Below are 15,543 nucleotides of genomic sequence, written 5' to 3'. Positions count from 1 at the left end.
CACCAACTTCGACCCCTCCAGCACCTCCTCCGCTCTCGCTTGCGGCACCAACTGGCATGTCGTCGAGGGCCTCTATGGTCTCGACTTCCATGACTACAGCGTGTTCAACGAGCTTGCAGCCGACGATCCCGAGCAGGTCGACGACACCACCTTCGATATCGCCCTGCGCGAGGACGCCAAGTTCTCCGACGGCAATCCCGTCACCGCAGACGACGTCGTCGAGTCCTTCAAGCGCGCCAACGCCGACGGCAACATCTACGTTCCGATGCTCGCTCCTATCGCCGATATCGTGAAGAAGGATGACACCACCGTCACCGTTACCACCACGGTCCCGAACTTCTCGCTGCTCAAAGAGCGCCTCGCTATCGTCCGCGTGGTTCCCGCCTCCTCCACCAAGGAGGACATGACCGCCAAGCCCGTCGGCTCCGGCCCCTGGATGTATGAGACCATCAGCGACTCCGTTGTCGAGATGGTTCCCAACCCCGAGTACAACGGTGATCACCCGGCTCTCGACGAGAAGCTGCACTACGACATCCTCGTCGACCCGACCGCCCGCGTTCAGGCCCAGCAGGAGGGCACCACGCTCGTTATGGAGATGGTCACCGCTGACGCCGTCGAGCAGCTCGAGGCTGCCGGCTGCCAGATGGACACCGTCGACGGCTTCGGCACCCGCTTCATGCTCTTCAACACCCAGAAGGCCCCGTGGGACAACGTCAAGGCCCGTCAGGCCATCATGTACGCCCTCGATTACGACAAGATGATCGAGAACGCGTTCGCCGGCCTCGCCACCGCCCCCACCTGCTACCTGCCCAGCAGCTACACCAACTACCATGAGGCCGCCACGGTCTACACTCACGATGTCGACAAGGCTAAGTCGCTTCTGGAGGAGGCCGGCGTGACCGGTGGCTCCATCAAGCTCCTCACCACCGACAACGAGCAGGTCAAGAGCATGTCCGTCCAGGTTCAGCAAGACCTCAAGGAGCTTGGTTTCGAGGCTGAGATCGTGACCCGCACCTCCGCCGACACCTATGCCGACATCGACGGCGGCGGCGACTTCGACCTCCTTCTCGCCCCTGGTGATCCTTCCTGCTTCGGCGCCGACCCCGACCTTCTCATGAACTGGTGGTATGGCGACAACGCTTGGATGAAGGTCCGTGCCCGCTGGAGCGAGTCCGCTGAGTGGAAGGAGCTCACCGAGCTCATGGCTTCCGCTCTCGGCCAGACCGGCGATGAGCAGCAGGAGACCTGGAACAAGTGCTTCGACATGATCGCCGAGCAGGCCGTCCTCTACCCGGTGCTCCAGGTCAAGACGGTCACCGCCTCTTGGCGCGACACCCCGAACGGCGAAGGTGTCCGCATCGACGGCTTCAAGGGTATCGGCACCACCGGTATGTCCTTCATCGACTGCGCCACGGTTTCCGAGTAGACCGCATCACCGCAGTTCGCCCATCCTCTGTGGATGAGATGAGTACATGAACGTGGGGGGCTCGGGAGACGTGGTCTGCCCGGGCCCCCCACAAGTCATTTGCAAGTGAAGAGGGGGAAGTAGTGAATAACCTTTTGCGCCTCATCGGTCGACGTCTCGTCGCGCTGCCCATCATGGCACTCGGCGTCACGCTGCTGGTGTTCGGCCTTATGTCGTTCACCGATCCGAGTATTCCTGCCCGCAATGCGCTTGGAGAGGGCGCATCGCAAGAGGCAATCGAGCAGTATATGGACGAGCAGGGCCTCAACGACCCGCTTCCCGAGCGGTATGTCAACTACATTGGTGGACTGCTGCAGGGTGATTTGGGCACGTACGGTGCCGGCCGCACGCCCGTTATCGACCGCATCTCGACGGCTTTGCCCGTTACGATGCAGCTCACGTTCATCGGCTTGATCATTGGCGCCGTCGTCTCGTTCGTGCTCGGCGTCATCGCCGCCCTGTATCGCGATAAATGGCCCGATCAACTCATCCGCGTGTTCTCGATCGCCGGCATCGCCACGCCGTCGTTCTGGTTCGCCGTTTTGCTGATTCTGCTGTTCTCGTCTTACATGGGTGTTCTTCCGGCGTCCGGCCCGCTGCCGCACTTCACCGCCAATCCCGGTGGGTACCTGGCCCGTATGCTCATGCCCGCCGTCGCCCTCGCGTTCCCGCTCACGGGCCAGATGACCCGTATTGTGCGTACCGCCATGGTCGAGGAGCTCGATAAGGATTACGTGCGCACGGCCCGCGGCGGCGGCCTTCCCGAGTTCGTCGTCATCGCACGCAACGTGTTGCGTAACGCCCTCATCACGCCGGTCACCACGCTCGGCCTCAAGATCGGATACCTCATGGGCGGTGCCGTCGTCATCGAGGTCATCTTCAACCTGCCCGGCATGGGCACGGCCATCCTCGCTGGCATCACGGGCGGCGAGACCATGCTCGTCCAGGGCGTCGTCATTGTCGTGGCTCTGGCCTTCGTCATCATCAACATCGTGGTTGACATGTTGTACCTGCTCATCAACCCGCGCATTAGGACGGTGTAGGCCATGGTTAAGATTCGTGAAGAGCAGACCTCCAAGCTCGAGGAGGCTGCTTCCAAGGGCATGAAGTTCGGCGGCTTCAAGAACATGAAGATGAGTAGCAAGATTTCGCTCATCCTTCTCGTTCTTGTGGCACTCACCGCCATCTTGGCTCCGATCATCGCGCCGCATGACCCGCTCGAGATCTTCACGGCGCGTCAGGCTCCGGGCAACGGTTTCTTGTTCGGTACCGATGACAAGGGCCGCGACATCTTGTCCCGCATGCTGTACGGCGGGCGCTACTCGCTCGTCATCGGCTTTGGCGCCACCCTGTTCGCGTTGTTCTTCGGCTCGATCATCGGAGCCATCGCCGCGGTTGCCCGCAAGAGCATCTCCGAGGTCATCATGCGCCTGCTGGACATCATCATGTCCGTGCCCGGCATCGCCCTCGCCGCCGTCCTCGTGTTGATCTTGGGCAACTCCGTTCCCGCGATCATCTTCTCCATCGGTTTTATGTACACGCCGCAAATCGCCCGCATCGTGCGTGCGAACATCGTTTCGGAGTACGGTGAGGACTACGTTCGCGCCGTCATTGTCTCCGGTGCCCAGGCTCCGTGGATCCTTATCAAGCACGTCCTGCGCAACTGCATCGCCCCGATTATGGTCTTCACCGTGACCCTCGTGGCAGACGCCATCATCTTCGAGGCCTCCCTGACCTTCATCGGGGCCGGCATCACCGAGCCCACGGCCACGTGGGGCAACATCTTGGCAGATGCTCGCGGCGGCGTTCTCGCCGGTCGTTGGTGGCAGGCACTCTTCCCGGGCATCGCCATCATGGTCACCTGCCTTGCTCTGAACATCCTATCCGAGGGCCTCACCGACGCCATGGCAGCCAAGCCCGGCGCAATGGTCGCCACCGATGACGAGGACGCGGAGTCCCGCCGTGCCGACGATATTCTCGCCTCCGACCCGGTTCGCGCTTACGCCGAGCAGGCCGAGAGCCTCAATCGCCGCCTGGCTGCCCTGCGCGACGTGGAGCTCAAGCGCACGGATCGCCACGTACCCGACTTGAGCGTCCCGCCGCTGCTGCGGGTCAAGAACCTCTCGATCAACTTCGACCACCACGGCGACGTCAATGTCGTCGACAGCGTGTCCTTTGACGTGCGACCGGGTCAGTGCATGGCTTTGGTGGGTGAGTCCGGATGCGGAAAGTCCATCACCACCAAGGTCATCATGAGCCTGACCGATGCCGATGAGCATATGACTGGCGAGGTCCTCTTCGATGGTCAGGATCTTCTCAAACTGACCAAAGAAGAGCACCGTCAACTTCTCGGGCACGAGATCGCCATGGTGTATCAGGACGCCTTGTCCTCGCTCAATCCCTCCATGCTCATCTCGGCTCAGATGAAGCAGCTCACGAGCCGTGGCGGCACCCGTTCCGCCGAAGAGCTCCTCGAGCTCGTCGGCCTCGATCCCAAACGCACGCTCGAGAGCTATCCCCACGAGCTTTCTGGCGGCCAGCGCCAGCGTGTGCTCATCGCCATGGCCCTCACCCGCGATCCCAAGCTCGTCATCTGCGACGAGCCCACGACCGCCTTGGACGTGACCGTCCAAAAGCAGGTCATCAAGCTTTTGAACGACCTGCAGTCCCAGCTCGGCTTCGCCATGATCTTCGTCTCCCATGACCTCGCGCTCGTCGCCGAGGTGGCAAGCGAGATCACGGTCATGTACGCCGGCCAGGTCATCGAGCAGGCGCCTACCAAGGAGCTCCTCACCAACCCGATCCACGAGTATACGCGCGGCCTGCTCGGCTCAGTGCTCTCCATCGAGGAGGGCGCTAAGGACGGCACGCGCCTGCACCAGGTTCCCGGTTCGGTCCCGTCCCCACAGGACTTCCCCAAGGGCGATCGCTTCGCTCCGCGCTCGAGCCATCCGACGCTCGGCCTAGACGTCCATCCCGTCATGAAGCAGCTGCCCGGCAAGAACCACGTGTTCTCCGAGTTGCCTGACGCGTATCTCAAGGAGAACGGCCTCACGCCGTATCTTGAGAAGATTGCCACCACGACCGCACAGGAGGTGATGTAGATGAGCGCCGCCGCTGAGAAGGAGCCGATCATCTTCCTCGACGACATCTCCGTCACGTTCAAGACGCGCACCGGCTCGCTTTTGCATCCCAATCTGGTGCACGCCGTCAATCACGTCACCATCAAGCTCATGCCCGGCGAGACGATCGGCATTGTGGGCGAGTCCGGTTGTGGCAAGTCCACCACCGCGAACGTCATGTGCGGCCTGCAGTCGCCGACGTCCGGCAAGGTCTATTTCAAGGGCGAGGACGTGACCAAGCGCACTGCCGACCTGCGTCGCAAGATGGGTCGCGTGGTCTCCGTCGTCTTCCAGGACCCCGCCACCGCGCTCAACCCGCGCATGATCGTTCACGACCAGCTACTCGACCCGTTGCTCGTCCATAAGGTCGGCAGCACCGCCGAGCAGGAGAAGCGCATCAAGGAGCTCGTCGAGCTCGTCGGCCTGCCCAAGAGCGCGCTTCGTGCCATGCCCGGCCAGCTTTCCGGCGGTCAGCGCCAGCGCGTCGCCATCGCCCGTGCGATGTCGCTCAACCCGTCCGCTATCATCGCAGACGAGCCGACATCCGCCCTCGACGTATCAGTCCGCGCACAGATTCTGAATCTGCTCACCGATCTTAAGAAGGACCTGGGCCTGTCGATGATGTTCATCTCGCATGATATTCAGACGGTTCGCTATATCTCCGATAAGATCGTCGTCATGAATCACGGCCAGATTATGGAGGAGGGGCCGGCAAAGCAGGTCTTTGAGAACCCGCAAGACCCCTACACAAAGATGCTGCTCGGTGCAGCGCCCTCGCTGCTTCACCCGAACCTCGGGAAATAAGCGGCTGTCAGTCGCGGCGCGTACGGGCCTCGTGCGCGCCGCCTTTCTTCGCGGGCATGCGCGAAGTATGCCTTTTGCGAGCCAGGTATGATAGATGCCCGGCGTGTGCCGGGAATACGGATAAGGAGTACACAACAATGGCTAACAAACTTTATCGTGGCGTCATCCCGCCGGTTGTCGTCCCCGACACCGAGGACCGTCAGCTCGACGTCGCCTCGTTCGAGCGCAATATCAACCGCATGATCGAAGCGGGTGTCGACGGCCTGTTCTTCCTCGGCTCCTCGGGCGAGGTCGTATTTTCGACCGACGAGCGTCGCGACGAGATCATCCGTGAGGCCGTTCGCATCGTCGACCATCGTGTTCCCGTGTTCGTGGGCATTATCGATACCGAGACCGAGCGCGTGCTCGAGCACGGCCGTCGCGCACAGGAGCTTGGTGCCGATGTCCTCGTCGCAACCTGCCCGTTCTATGCCCTTGGTGGCCTTGCCGAGGTGGAGGAGCACTTCCGCATCCTGCATGAGGAGCTCGATCTTCCCATCTTTGCCTACGACATCCCCGTGTGCGTCCACACCAAGCTTCCTTGGAGGCTCCTTGCCAAGCTTGGTGCCGAGGGCGTTCTCGCCGGCGTCAAAGACTCCTCCGGCGACGACATTTCCTTCCGCTATCTCTGCCAGGAGAACGAGAAGCTCGGCCACCCGCTGAGCTTGCTCACCGGTCACGAGATCGTGGTCGATGGCGCATATCTCTCCGGCGCCGATGGTTCCGTGCCCGGTTTGGGTAACGTTGACCCTGATGGCTACGTGCGCATGTGGAAGGCCGCCGAGGCGGGAGACTGGTCGACGGTCAAGCTCGAGCAGGATAAGCTCAACGAGCTCTCCCATATCTTTGATTGTACCGATGGCGTGCAGGGTTACGGCGCGGGTGTGGGTGCTTTCAAGACCGCCCTCATGCTCATAGGTATCTTTGAGTCCAACCAGATGCTTCGCCCGGTCAAGGCACTCGAGGGCAAGAACGTTGAGGCGATCCGCGAGGTCCTCGCTGTCAGCGGCCTGCTGTAAGATTCGGCAAAGTCCGACCGCGTGCACGTTGAAGGGCACGCGGTCGGTACGTGTATTGGGAGGTTGAGCATGTCTCTTGAACCCCGCTACGTGTGTTCCGTCGATATCGGTGGTACCAAGATCGCCAGCGCCATCCTTGAGTATCCCGCTTCGGGCGGCCGCCCCCAGGTGGTGTATAGCGCCGAGGTGCCCACGTGCGCCCAAGAGGGTGGCGAGGCCGTGTACGCGCGCATCGAAGGCGCAATCCGTGCGGCGCTCGAGGAAAAACCTGAGCTCAGGGTGCTCGGCGTAGGCTTGGGTTCGGCTGGCGTGGTCGATCCCAAGACGGGGGCAATCGCCTATGCTAACGCGATCATGCCCGGCTGGAGTGGGATCGAGCTTGGGCCGCGTTTGCGCGAGGCTCTGAATATGCCGGTCGAGGTCATAGGCGATGTGCAGGCACATGCGCTGGGCGAGGCCCATTGGGGCGCGGGCCGCGGCCATTACTCCGTGTTGTGTTTGGGTATCGGCACGGGCATCGGCGGCGGCTACGTTGAGGACGGTCGCGCCATGCGCGGCTTCCACGGTGCCGCCGGCCACATGGGTCACATCGAGTGCACGGCTGCGGCAGGCATCGACTGCGCCTGTGGGCGTTCGGGCCATCTCGAGTCCGTGGCCTCAGGCACTTCGATCGGGCGCATGTTCGATGAGCGCTACGGTCGAGTGGATGGAAGCCGTCCCTCAGTGGGCCGCGACGTCAACGATCTGTGTTGTGCTGGTGACGAGCGCGGCGTCGACGTCATCCACGATGCCGGCTTTTCGCTCGGTGCGAGCCTGGGCTCCCTGGCCAACATTCTCGACCCCGAGGTGATTGTCCTTTCCGGTGGCGTCATCCATGGCAAGGACGGTTGGAGAAGCGTCACTTGGCGCGACTCCATCCGTGAGGGCTTTGCCAGCCAAGCGCTCGACCCACTGCTCGACACGCCGATTCTCATCGGCACCCTCGAGGGCGAGGCCCCTCTTATCGGCGCCGCCGAGAACCTTTTAGCGTCACTTTAGTCGGGCGGCTTTCCACTGCACCCCACCTCGCCCTTCAATCGTCGGGTGCCGCACGCCGGGCGTGCGCCCTCCTCATTCAAGGCGATCTGCAGCACTTGGGAAGGCCTTGGAAACCCCATACATCCGGGTAGATTTAACCTGCAAGGAGTAATCCTATGAACCCCATTATTGAATCGCTTAAGGGCAGGCTCATTGTGAGCGTCCAGGCATACCCCGGCGAACCACTGCGTACGCCCGAGCACATGGCGGCCATGAGCCGCGCCTGCGAGCTCGGCGGGGCGGCCGCCATCCGCTGTCAGGGTCTTTCCGACATCGCGGCCATCAAGGGCCGCGTGGAGATTCCCGTCATCGGCCTGTGGAAGGACGGACACGAGGGCGTCTATATCACCCCGACGCTGCGCCATGCCCGCGCGTGCATCGCCGCCGGTGCCGATATCGTTGCCATTGATGCCACGGACCGCCCGCGCCCCGACGGTAAAACGCTTGAGGACACGGTTCGCCCCCTCAAGGAGGAGGGCATCCTGCTCATGGCCGACTGCATGACCATCGAGGATATCCGCCGTGCCGTCGAGCTTGGATTCGACCTCGTGTCGACCACGTTGTCGCACAACAAACCGGCGATCGAAACCACGCTGGACGAGGGTCCGGACCTACCGCTGCTGCGTCAAGCCACCTCGGAGTTCCCTAACCTGCCCATCATTTGCGAGGGTCATGTCCACACCCCCGCCGAGGGCCGCGCCGCCATCGACGCCGGTGCCTGGGCCGTGGTGGTGGGCACTGCAATCACGCACCCCACAAGCCTCACCAGCTGGTTCAAGGCCGCGCTTGAGGAGTAGGCCCACCTGTCGGCCGGGGATATATTCTCTGCCGGCGCGGTTCCGCTTCGCTCCACAAAACACCCTCCAAGAATATACCCCCGGCTTTAAGGCGATATTGACGATCGAAAATGCCCCGCCTCATGTGAGGTGGGGCTTTTTACTGAGAAGGCTCATGATGCCGTAACGCGAAAGAGTGGGGCATATCATTCCGCACACAGTTTCGCACGAGCCGGGACTGTTTGAGCACGGGGATGATATGCCCGCCCTCTCGAGCAGTCGACCAAGTAGGTATACTGGTAGCAGTTGAACAGGAGGCACCATGTCAGATTCGAACAGCATCACCTCGGCTGAGCTTGCCGATCGCGTACCGGACATCGTCATCATCACGGGCATGTCGGGCTCGGGCCGTACGCAGGCGATGCACGTGTTCGAAGACATGGGTTACTACTGCATCGATAACCTGCCGCCGAGCCTCATCTTGCAACTCGCTGAAATCATCGGCATCAACTCCGGCGTGGGGCGCCACCTATGTGTGACGAGCGACCTGCGCAGCCAAGGCCTGTTTGACGAGTTGCTCGATACCATCGACTCACTGCGAGCTCATGAGATGACCTGCAAGGTCGTGTTCCTCGAGGCCTCCGATGAGGTGCTCATCCGCCGGTACAGTGAGAATCGTCGTCGCCATCCACTCGCGAAGCAGGGCGATACCACGGCAGATGCCATCCAGCGTGAGCGCATCGCCCTTTCGAGCATACGCGAACGAGCCGACATGGTCATCGATACGAGCCGCATGCGCACGTCCGCCCTGCGCAAGCGTCTCCAGACCGCTTTTTCCGAGCTGACCGACCAACAGCTCATGGATGTCCATGTGTTCTCGTTCGGCTTCAAACACGGCTTGCCCGTCGAGGCCGATCTCATGATTGACGTCCGCTTCCTGCCCAATCCCTTCTACGACCCCGAAATGCGGACACTCACGGGCCTCGATGCAATGGTGGCGGACTTCGTGATCGAGCATCCCAAGACGAAGGAGTTCCTCGATGCGTGGTTCAAGCTTCTCGACGTCGTGATGCCGGGTTACATCGCGGAGGGTAAGCCCCAACTTTCCATTGCCGTGGGCTGTACGGGCGGCCAGCATCGTAGCGTTGCCATTGCGGAGGCGACCGGCCGCTATCTCGAGCGCCAGCACTATCACGTGGGCATCTCGCATCGCGATCTTGCCAAGGCGAACCTCAGGGGGTAGTCCGTGTCGTTTACCGCCGAAGTCCGCGACGAGCTCGCGCGCTGTGCGCCCGAGTGCGCATACTGCGACGTCTCCACACTCTCAGCGCTCGTGCGCGTGTGCGGCACCCTTTCCATCACGGGCAAGGGAGGCTATCAGCTGCAGGTCGCCACCGAGACAGGTGCCGTGGCACGTACGATGATCGAGCTCACGCACAAGATCCTCAAGCTCAAGACCGATCTCACGGTCCGCCGATCGATTTTGCATAAAGTCCGTAACTACCTCATCGTCCTGCCCGACCAGCCCGACCTTGAGAAGGCCCTCGTTTTACTGGGGATTCTCGATCGGTCGGGGAGCCTGGTCCAAGGGGTGCCCCGACATGTCGCCAACCGCGCCTGCTGTCGAAGGGCCTTTGTGCGTGGGAGCCTCATCGCCGGCGGGTTCGTCGCCGATCCCAAGGGCGACTTTCATTTGGAGATCGCTGTGCAGGGGGAGCAGTTTGCCCACGACCTTGCGAGCCTCATCGCGGGCATGGGCGTGAAGGCGCGCGTCAACCCCCGTCGCGGCGCGTATGCGGTCTACATAAAGAGCGCGGAGGACATTAAGCGCTTGCTCTCGCGCTTGGGTGCCGAGCGCGCAGTGTCTGAGATCGAGGACGCCCGTGCGGTCAAGTCGGTCAAGAACGAGGTGAATCGCCGGGTCAATGCCGAGCTTGCAAACCAGACGCGGTCGGCTGGCGCTGCGCAACGGCAACTCGAGCTCATTGAAGCTCTTGAGAAACTGGGCTTGCGGCGCAGCTTGCCCGAGGGACTCGAGACCTTTTGCGCGTTGCGCGAGTCCCATCCAGACTTGTCTCTCAGAGATCTGGGGGAGCTTGCGGATCCGCCGCTTTCGAAATCGGCCTTGTACCATCGCGTCTTGCGCCTCGAGAAGATGGTGGAGGAGGCGCACACGGGCACCGCCGAACCGTGACCCCCTGCTTGAAGGCTCATGGCGGGGGAGAAAGATACGCTCAGACATGATGAAGCGTTTCAACAGGCGAGATTTATTCGAAAGTTCCCAATCCCGCGAATGAGCAAGCGGAAAACGGTTATATTTGGTGAGTGGTTAGTTTTCGGACTTCAACGGCGGGCAGGGAGCCCGCGGGAGGTCCAATGAAAGGAGACACACATGGCAGTTAAGGTTGCTATCAACGGCTTCGGTCGTATCGGTCGTCTGGCCTTCCGTCAGATGTTCGGTCACGAGGGCTCCGAGATCGTCGCCATCAACGACCTCACCTCTCCCGACATGCTCGCGTACCTGCTGAAGTACGACTCCACGCAGGGCAACTACTCCCGCGATCACAAGGTTGAGGCCACCGAGGACTCCATCATCGTCGACGGCAAGGAGATCAAGATCTACGCCGAGGCTGACGCTAACAACCTGCCTTGGGGCGACCTCGACGTCGACGTCGTGCTCGAGTGCACCGGTTTCTACACCTCCAAGGCCAAGGCCCAGGCTCACATCAACGCTGGCGCCAAGAAGGTCGTCATCTCCGCTCCTGCGGGCAACGACCTCCCGACCATCGTCTACAACGTGAACCACGAGGATCTCACGGCTGAGGACAACATCATCTCCGCCGCTTCCTGCACCACCAACTGCCTCGCCCCGATGGCCAAGGGTCTGAACGACTTCGCTCCCATCGTGTCCGGCATCATGACCACCATTCACGCCTGGACCGGCGACCAGATGCCGCTCGACGGCCCGCAGCGCAAGGGCAACAAGCGTCGTGGCCGCGCCTGCGCCGTCAACATCGTCCCCAACAGCACCGGTGCCGCCAAGGCCATCGGCCTCGTTCTCCCCGAGCTCAACGGCAAGCTCATCGGTGCCGCTCAGCGCGTTCCTACGCCGACCGGCTCCCTCACCAACCTCTACGCCGTTGTTGACAAGGAGGTCACCGTCGATGAGGTCAACGCCGCTATGAAGGCTTACGCCGAGACCATCTCCGAGACCTTCGCCTACAACGAGGACGACATCGTCTCCACCGACATCATCGGCGAGACCCACGGCTCCATCTTCGACGCCACCCAGACCATGTGCAACCCGCTGGGCAACGGCCAGACCCTGGTGCAGGTCGTCTCTTGGTACGACAACGAGAACTCCTACACCTCCCAGATGGTCCGCACCATCAAGTACTTCGAGAAGTTCGTCGCCTAAGTTGAGCGGCTTCTCTCGCATCTAGACCAAGCGTCTATAGGAGGGCGCGGCCTCATGGCGTATGCCCGGGGTCGCGCCCTTTTTACCTGCAAGAGGCGATACCGCCCTTGCTCGATACAGAAAGGATTGGACATGGCTTTCACTAAGAAGACCGTCCGCGACATCGACGTCGACGGCAAGCGCGTCCTCGTCCGCGTCGACTTCAACGTGCCGATCAAGGATGGCGTCGTGGGCGACACCACCCGCATCCAGGCCGCTCTCCCGACCATCAAGTACCTGGTCGATCACAACGCTCGCGTCATCCTCATGAGCCACCTCGGCCGTCCGGATGGCACCGGCTTCCAGGCTGAGTTCTCCCTCGAGCCCGTTGCCGCCAAGCTCGCCGAGCTCTCCGGTCTTGACGTGACCTTCGTTGCCGATACCTATGGCGAGAAGGCCGCCGCTGCCGTTGAGGCGCTCGAGGCCGGCAAGGTTCTCGTGCTCGAGAACGTCCGCTTTGACAAGCGCGAGAAGAAGAACGACCCCGAGATCGCCAAGATCCTGGCCTCCTACGGTGACGTCTTCGTGCTCGACGCCTTTGGTACCGCTCACCGCTCTCAGGGATCCGTGGTCGGCCCCGCCGCCTACCTGCCCGCCGTCGCTGGCTTCCTGCTCGAGAAGGAGGTCGACACGCTGACCGGCATCTTCGCCGCTCCCGAGCGTCCCTTCGTCGCTATCGTCGGCGGCTCCAAGGTCTCCTCTAAGATCGGCGTGCTCGATCACCTCATCGATTCTGCCGACACCCTGATCATCGGCGGTGGCATGGCCTACACCTTCTTCCTGGCCAAGGGCTACAAGACCGTCGGTACCTCCCTCAAAGAGGAGGACTGGGTCGAGCGCGCTGCCGAGATGCTCAAGAAGGCCGAGGACAAGGGCGTTCAGATTCTGCTTCCGATCGACAACGTCGTTGCCGACCACTTCGGTGAGGACGCTACCGGCGAGGTCGTCGCTTCCGACTCCATCCCCGAAGACCGCATGGGCATGGACATCGGACCCAAGACCGAGGCGCTGTACGCCGAGGCCATCAAGGGCGCCAAGACCGTGTTCTGGAACGGCCCCATGGGCGTCTTCGAGTTCGATAACTTCGCCCACGGCACTCAGGCTGTTGCCGAGGCTGTTGCCGAGCTCAAGGACAACGGTGGAACGTCCATCATCGGTGGCGGCGATTCCGTCGCGGCCGTCAACAAGTTCGACCTTGCCGACAAGATGAGCTGGATCTCCACCGGTGGTGGCGCTTCCATGGAGCTCGTCGAGGGCAAGGCTCTTCCTGGAGTGGAGGCTCTGAACGATGCCGAGTAACCGTACCACCTTTATTGCGGGCAACTGGAAGATGAACAACGACCGCGAGGAGGCCAAGGCTCTCGCCTCCGCCCTCGTCGAGGCCCTGCCCGAGGTTCCCGCGGGCGTCGAGGTGTGCGTCTGCCCCCCGACGATCGATCTGTGCTGCGTCTCCCACAAGCTTGACGGCTCCGCTGTCAAGCTCGGTGCCCAGAACGTCTACTTTGAGGCCAAGGGTGCCTATACCGGTGAGACCTCCGTTGCCATGCTCAAGTCCGTTCCGGTGCAGTACTGCATCATCGGTCACTCCGAGCGTCGCGACTACTTCCGCGAGACCGACGAAGATCAGAACAAGAAGGCCGCCGCGCTCATCGCCGGTGGCATCGTTCCGATCTTCTGCTGCGGCGAGCCCCTTGAGGTCCGCGAGTCCGGCACCTATGTTGAGCACGTGGTGGCTCAGGTGAAGGCTGGCTTGACCGGTCTCGAGGTCACCGATCCTTCCCAGCTCGTTGTCGCTTACGAGCCCATTTGGGCCATCGGCACCGGCAAGACCGCCACTGCCGATGATGCCCAGGAGGTCTGCGGCGCCGTGCGTGAGGCTCTCGCCGAGATCTTCGGCGCCGAGCTCTCCGAAGGCATCCGCGTTCTGTACGGCGGCTCCGCCAAGCCCGGCAATATCGCCGAGCTCGTGGCCAAGCCCGATGTGGACGGCGCCCTCGTGGGTGGCGCGTCCCTCGTGGCCGAGGACTTTGCTTCGATGGTCGTGAAGGCCGCGGAGTAGCACCCGTTAGGTCCCGGGCCGTGGCGCAGCGCGCTGCGGCCCACTCTTTTGAAAAGGGGATAATTAGCCATGGCTAACCATCATCTTCCCGCACTCCTGTGTATCATGGACGGCTTCGGCCTTGCGCCCGAGGGAGCCAACAACGCCGTGAGCGCTGCCAGCACGCCGTTCATCGACGGCCTGTACGCCAAGTATCCGCATACCACCCTCGGCGCCTCTGGCGAGGACGTCGGCTTGCCCGACGGCCAGATGGGCAACTCCGAGGTCGGCCACCTCAACATTGGTGCCGGCCGCATCGTGTTCCAGGAGCTCTCCCGCATCAACAACGCCATCAAGGATGGCTCGATCAAGGAGAACGAGGTTTTCGTCAAGGCCATGGACGACGTTGCCGCTACTGGTAAGACGCTGCACCTCATGGGCCTTATGAGCCCTGGTGGCGTGCACTCCATGCAGAGCCACTGCGAGGCGCTCGTCTCCATGGCCGCCGAGCGCGGCGTTAAGACCGTGCGCATCCACTGCTTCATGGATGGCCGCGATGTCGACCCGCAGTCCGGCGCCGGTTATGTATCCGAGCTTGTCGCCTTCCTGGGCGAGTTGTCCGAGAAGACCGGTTGCGATGCTCGCGTCGCCACCGTCTCCGGCCGTTACTGGGCCATGGACCGCGACAACCGCTGGGAGCGCATCGAGCGCGCCTATGACGTGCTCGTGAACGCTTGCGACGCCGATGCCGACCCGGTCGAGGGCATCAAGGCCTTCTACGAGAAGGATCCGCGCGGCGACGAGTTCGTCGATCCCTTCGCCTGCCACAACGAGGGCATTCACGCCGGCGATGCTGTCATCTTCTTCAATTTCCGCCCCGACCGTGCCCGTCAGATGACCCGCGCCTTCACCGATGCGGAGTTCGACGGCTTCGAGCGCGAGAAGATCGCCCTTTCTCACCTTGTGACCATGACTGAGTACGACCCCACGTTCGACGTCGAGGTCGCCTTCCCCAAGACGTTCCCCGAGAATGTCCTGGCCGACGTCATCGCCGCCAATGGGCTTAAGCAGCTCCACACCGCCGAAACCGAGAAGTACGCCCACGTGACGTTCTTCCTGAACGGCGGTATTGAGGAGCCCAAGGCCGGTGAGGAGCGCGTGCTCGTGGCTTCGCCGAAGGTCGCCACCTACGACCTCAAGCCCGAGATGAGCGCCCCGGAGGTCACCGAGAAGCTCGTCGCTGCCATCAACGAGGATCGCGCCGACTTCTACATCGTGAACTTCGCCAACTGCGACATGGTGGGCCACACCGGCGTGTTCGAGGCTGCCGTTAAGGCTGTCGAGGCCGTGGACCACGCGCTGTCCCAGGCCATTCCGGCCATCCAGGCCAAGGGTGGCTTCGCGCTCATCACCGCCGACCACGGCAACGCCGACCACATGTACGACGTGGTTGACGGCGAGAAGAAGCCCTTCACCGCGCACACCACCAACCGCGTGCCGTTCATCATCGTGAGCGACACCGCTAAGCTCACCGGCATCGAGGATGGTCGCCTGTCCGACATCGCCCCGACCATGCTCACCATGGCCGGCCTCGAGCCCAGTGCCGAGATGACCGGCCGCGTGCTCGCTGTCGAGGAGTAGCCGGACTCGCCAAAAGCCCCCGGCCCTTTTGGTTGGAAAGCTGTCACCTGTTCGAGGTGGCAGCTTTTTTCTTAGGCATTGGGTACAAGGTGGAACACGCGGGCC

General features: G+C 62.3%; 13 protein-coding genes. All 13 read left to right on the top strand.

Annotated features, from left to right (window positions below; translation table 11 throughout):
- On the top strand, positions 1-1,426 hold a 1,426-nt coding region (locus ACT8II_RS08370; protein WP_443813761.1), incomplete at its 5' end, for an ABC transporter substrate-binding protein.
- Between the two features lie 122 nt (positions 1,427-1,548).
- Entirely contained in the window at positions 1,549-2,508 is a 960-nt protein-coding gene (locus ACT8II_RS08365; RefSeq protein ID WP_118654002.1) for an ABC transporter permease, read from the top strand.
- A gap of 3 nt (positions 2,509-2,511) precedes the next feature.
- On the top strand, positions 2,512-4,569 hold the full coding sequence (locus ACT8II_RS08360) for a dipeptide/oligopeptide/nickel ABC transporter permease/ATP-binding protein (protein WP_118654001.1): 2,058 nt from the start codon (positions 2,512-2,514) through the stop codon (positions 4,567-4,569).
- Positions 4,570-5,391, top strand: a complete 822-nt coding sequence (locus ACT8II_RS08355) for an ABC transporter ATP-binding protein (protein WP_294122845.1) — start codon at positions 4,570-4,572, stop codon at positions 5,389-5,391.
- Between the two features lie 137 nt (positions 5,392-5,528).
- On the top strand, positions 5,529-6,449 hold the full coding sequence (locus ACT8II_RS08350) for a dihydrodipicolinate synthase family protein (RefSeq protein WP_443813758.1): 921 nt from the start codon (positions 5,529-5,531) through the stop codon (positions 6,447-6,449).
- 69 nt (positions 6,450-6,518) lie between these two features.
- Positions 6,519-7,487, top strand: coding sequence for an ROK family protein (locus ACT8II_RS08345; protein ID WP_302742260.1), 969 nt, complete (start codon positions 6,519-6,521; stop codon positions 7,485-7,487).
- 155 nt (positions 7,488-7,642) lie between these two features.
- Positions 7,643-8,323: an N-acetylmannosamine-6-phosphate 2-epimerase gene (locus ACT8II_RS08340; protein ID WP_118653997.1), complete on the top strand. Its 681-nt coding sequence runs from the start codon at positions 7,643-7,645 to the stop codon at positions 8,321-8,323.
- Positions 8,324-8,624: 301 nt separating this feature from the next.
- Positions 8,625-9,545, top strand: coding sequence for an RNase adapter RapZ (rapZ, locus tag ACT8II_RS08335; protein WP_118653996.1), 921 nt, complete (start codon positions 8,625-8,627; stop codon positions 9,543-9,545).
- A 3-nt stretch (positions 9,546-9,548) separates the two neighbouring features.
- Positions 9,549-10,496 carry a DNA-binding protein WhiA gene (gene whiA, locus ACT8II_RS08330; protein WP_118653995.1) on the top strand — a complete coding sequence of 316 codons (948 nt, stop codon included), beginning with the start codon at positions 9,549-9,551 and terminating at the stop codon, positions 10,494-10,496.
- Positions 10,497-10,694: 198 nt separating this feature from the next.
- Positions 10,695-11,720, top strand: a complete 1,026-nt coding sequence (gene gap / locus ACT8II_RS08325; protein WP_118653994.1) for a type I glyceraldehyde-3-phosphate dehydrogenase — start codon at positions 10,695-10,697, stop codon at positions 11,718-11,720.
- Between the two features lie 132 nt (positions 11,721-11,852).
- Positions 11,853-13,058: a phosphoglycerate kinase gene (locus tag ACT8II_RS08320; RefSeq protein ID WP_118653993.1), complete on the top strand. Its 1,206-nt coding sequence runs from the start codon at positions 11,853-11,855 to the stop codon at positions 13,056-13,058.
- Entirely contained in the window at positions 13,048-13,818 is a 771-nt protein-coding gene (gene tpiA / locus ACT8II_RS08315; RefSeq protein WP_443813754.1) for a triose-phosphate isomerase, read from the top strand. The genes ACT8II_RS08320 and tpiA overlap by 11 nt, the downstream gene beginning before the upstream one ends.
- Positions 13,819-13,887: 69 nt before the next feature.
- Positions 13,888-15,438 (top strand): 2,3-bisphosphoglycerate-independent phosphoglycerate mutase, encoded by a 1,551-nt coding sequence (gpmI, locus tag ACT8II_RS08310; RefSeq protein WP_443813752.1) that lies wholly within the window; start codon positions 13,888-13,890, stop codon positions 15,436-15,438.
- Positions 15,439-15,543 lie beyond the last annotated feature (105 nt).

The organism is Collinsella sp. (genome assembly GCF_052346665.1).
Classification (GTDB): Bacteria; Actinomycetota; Coriobacteriia; order Coriobacteriales; family Coriobacteriaceae; genus Collinsella.
Note: the sequence above shows the minus strand (reverse complement) of the source record. Positions and strands in the feature narration are given on the sequence as shown.

Bases quoted from the DNA above. Each gene is read 5' to 3' on its own strand.
- tpiA (WP_443813754.1), top strand. From the start codon at position 13,048: ATGCCGAGTAACCGTACCACCTTTATTGCGGGCAACTGGAAGATGAAC.
- gap (WP_118653994.1), top strand. From the start codon at position 10,695: ATGGCAGTTAAGGTTGCTATCAACGGCTTCGGTCGTATCGGTCGTCTG.
- ACT8II_RS08360 (WP_118654001.1), top strand. From the start codon at position 2,512: ATGGTTAAGATTCGTGAAGAGCAGACCTCCAAGCTCGAGGAGGCTGCT.
- ACT8II_RS08340 (WP_118653997.1), top strand. From the start codon at position 7,643: ATGAACCCCATTATTGAATCGCTTAAGGGCAGGCTCATTGTGAGCGTC.
- ACT8II_RS08350 (WP_443813758.1), top strand. From the start codon at position 5,529: ATGGCTAACAAACTTTATCGTGGCGTCATCCCGCCGGTTGTCGTCCCC.
- ACT8II_RS08320 (WP_118653993.1), top strand. From the start codon at position 11,853: ATGGCTTTCACTAAGAAGACCGTCCGCGACATCGACGTCGACGGCAAG.
- rapZ (WP_118653996.1), top strand. From the start codon at position 8,625: ATGTCAGATTCGAACAGCATCACCTCGGCTGAGCTTGCCGATCGCGTA.
- ACT8II_RS08345 (WP_302742260.1), top strand. From the start codon at position 6,519: ATGTCTCTTGAACCCCGCTACGTGTGTTCCGTCGATATCGGTGGTACC.
- ACT8II_RS08355 (WP_294122845.1), top strand. From the start codon at position 4,570: ATGAGCGCCGCCGCTGAGAAGGAGCCGATCATCTTCCTCGACGACATC.
- gpmI (WP_443813752.1), top strand. From the start codon at position 13,888: ATGGCTAACCATCATCTTCCCGCACTCCTGTGTATCATGGACGGCTTC.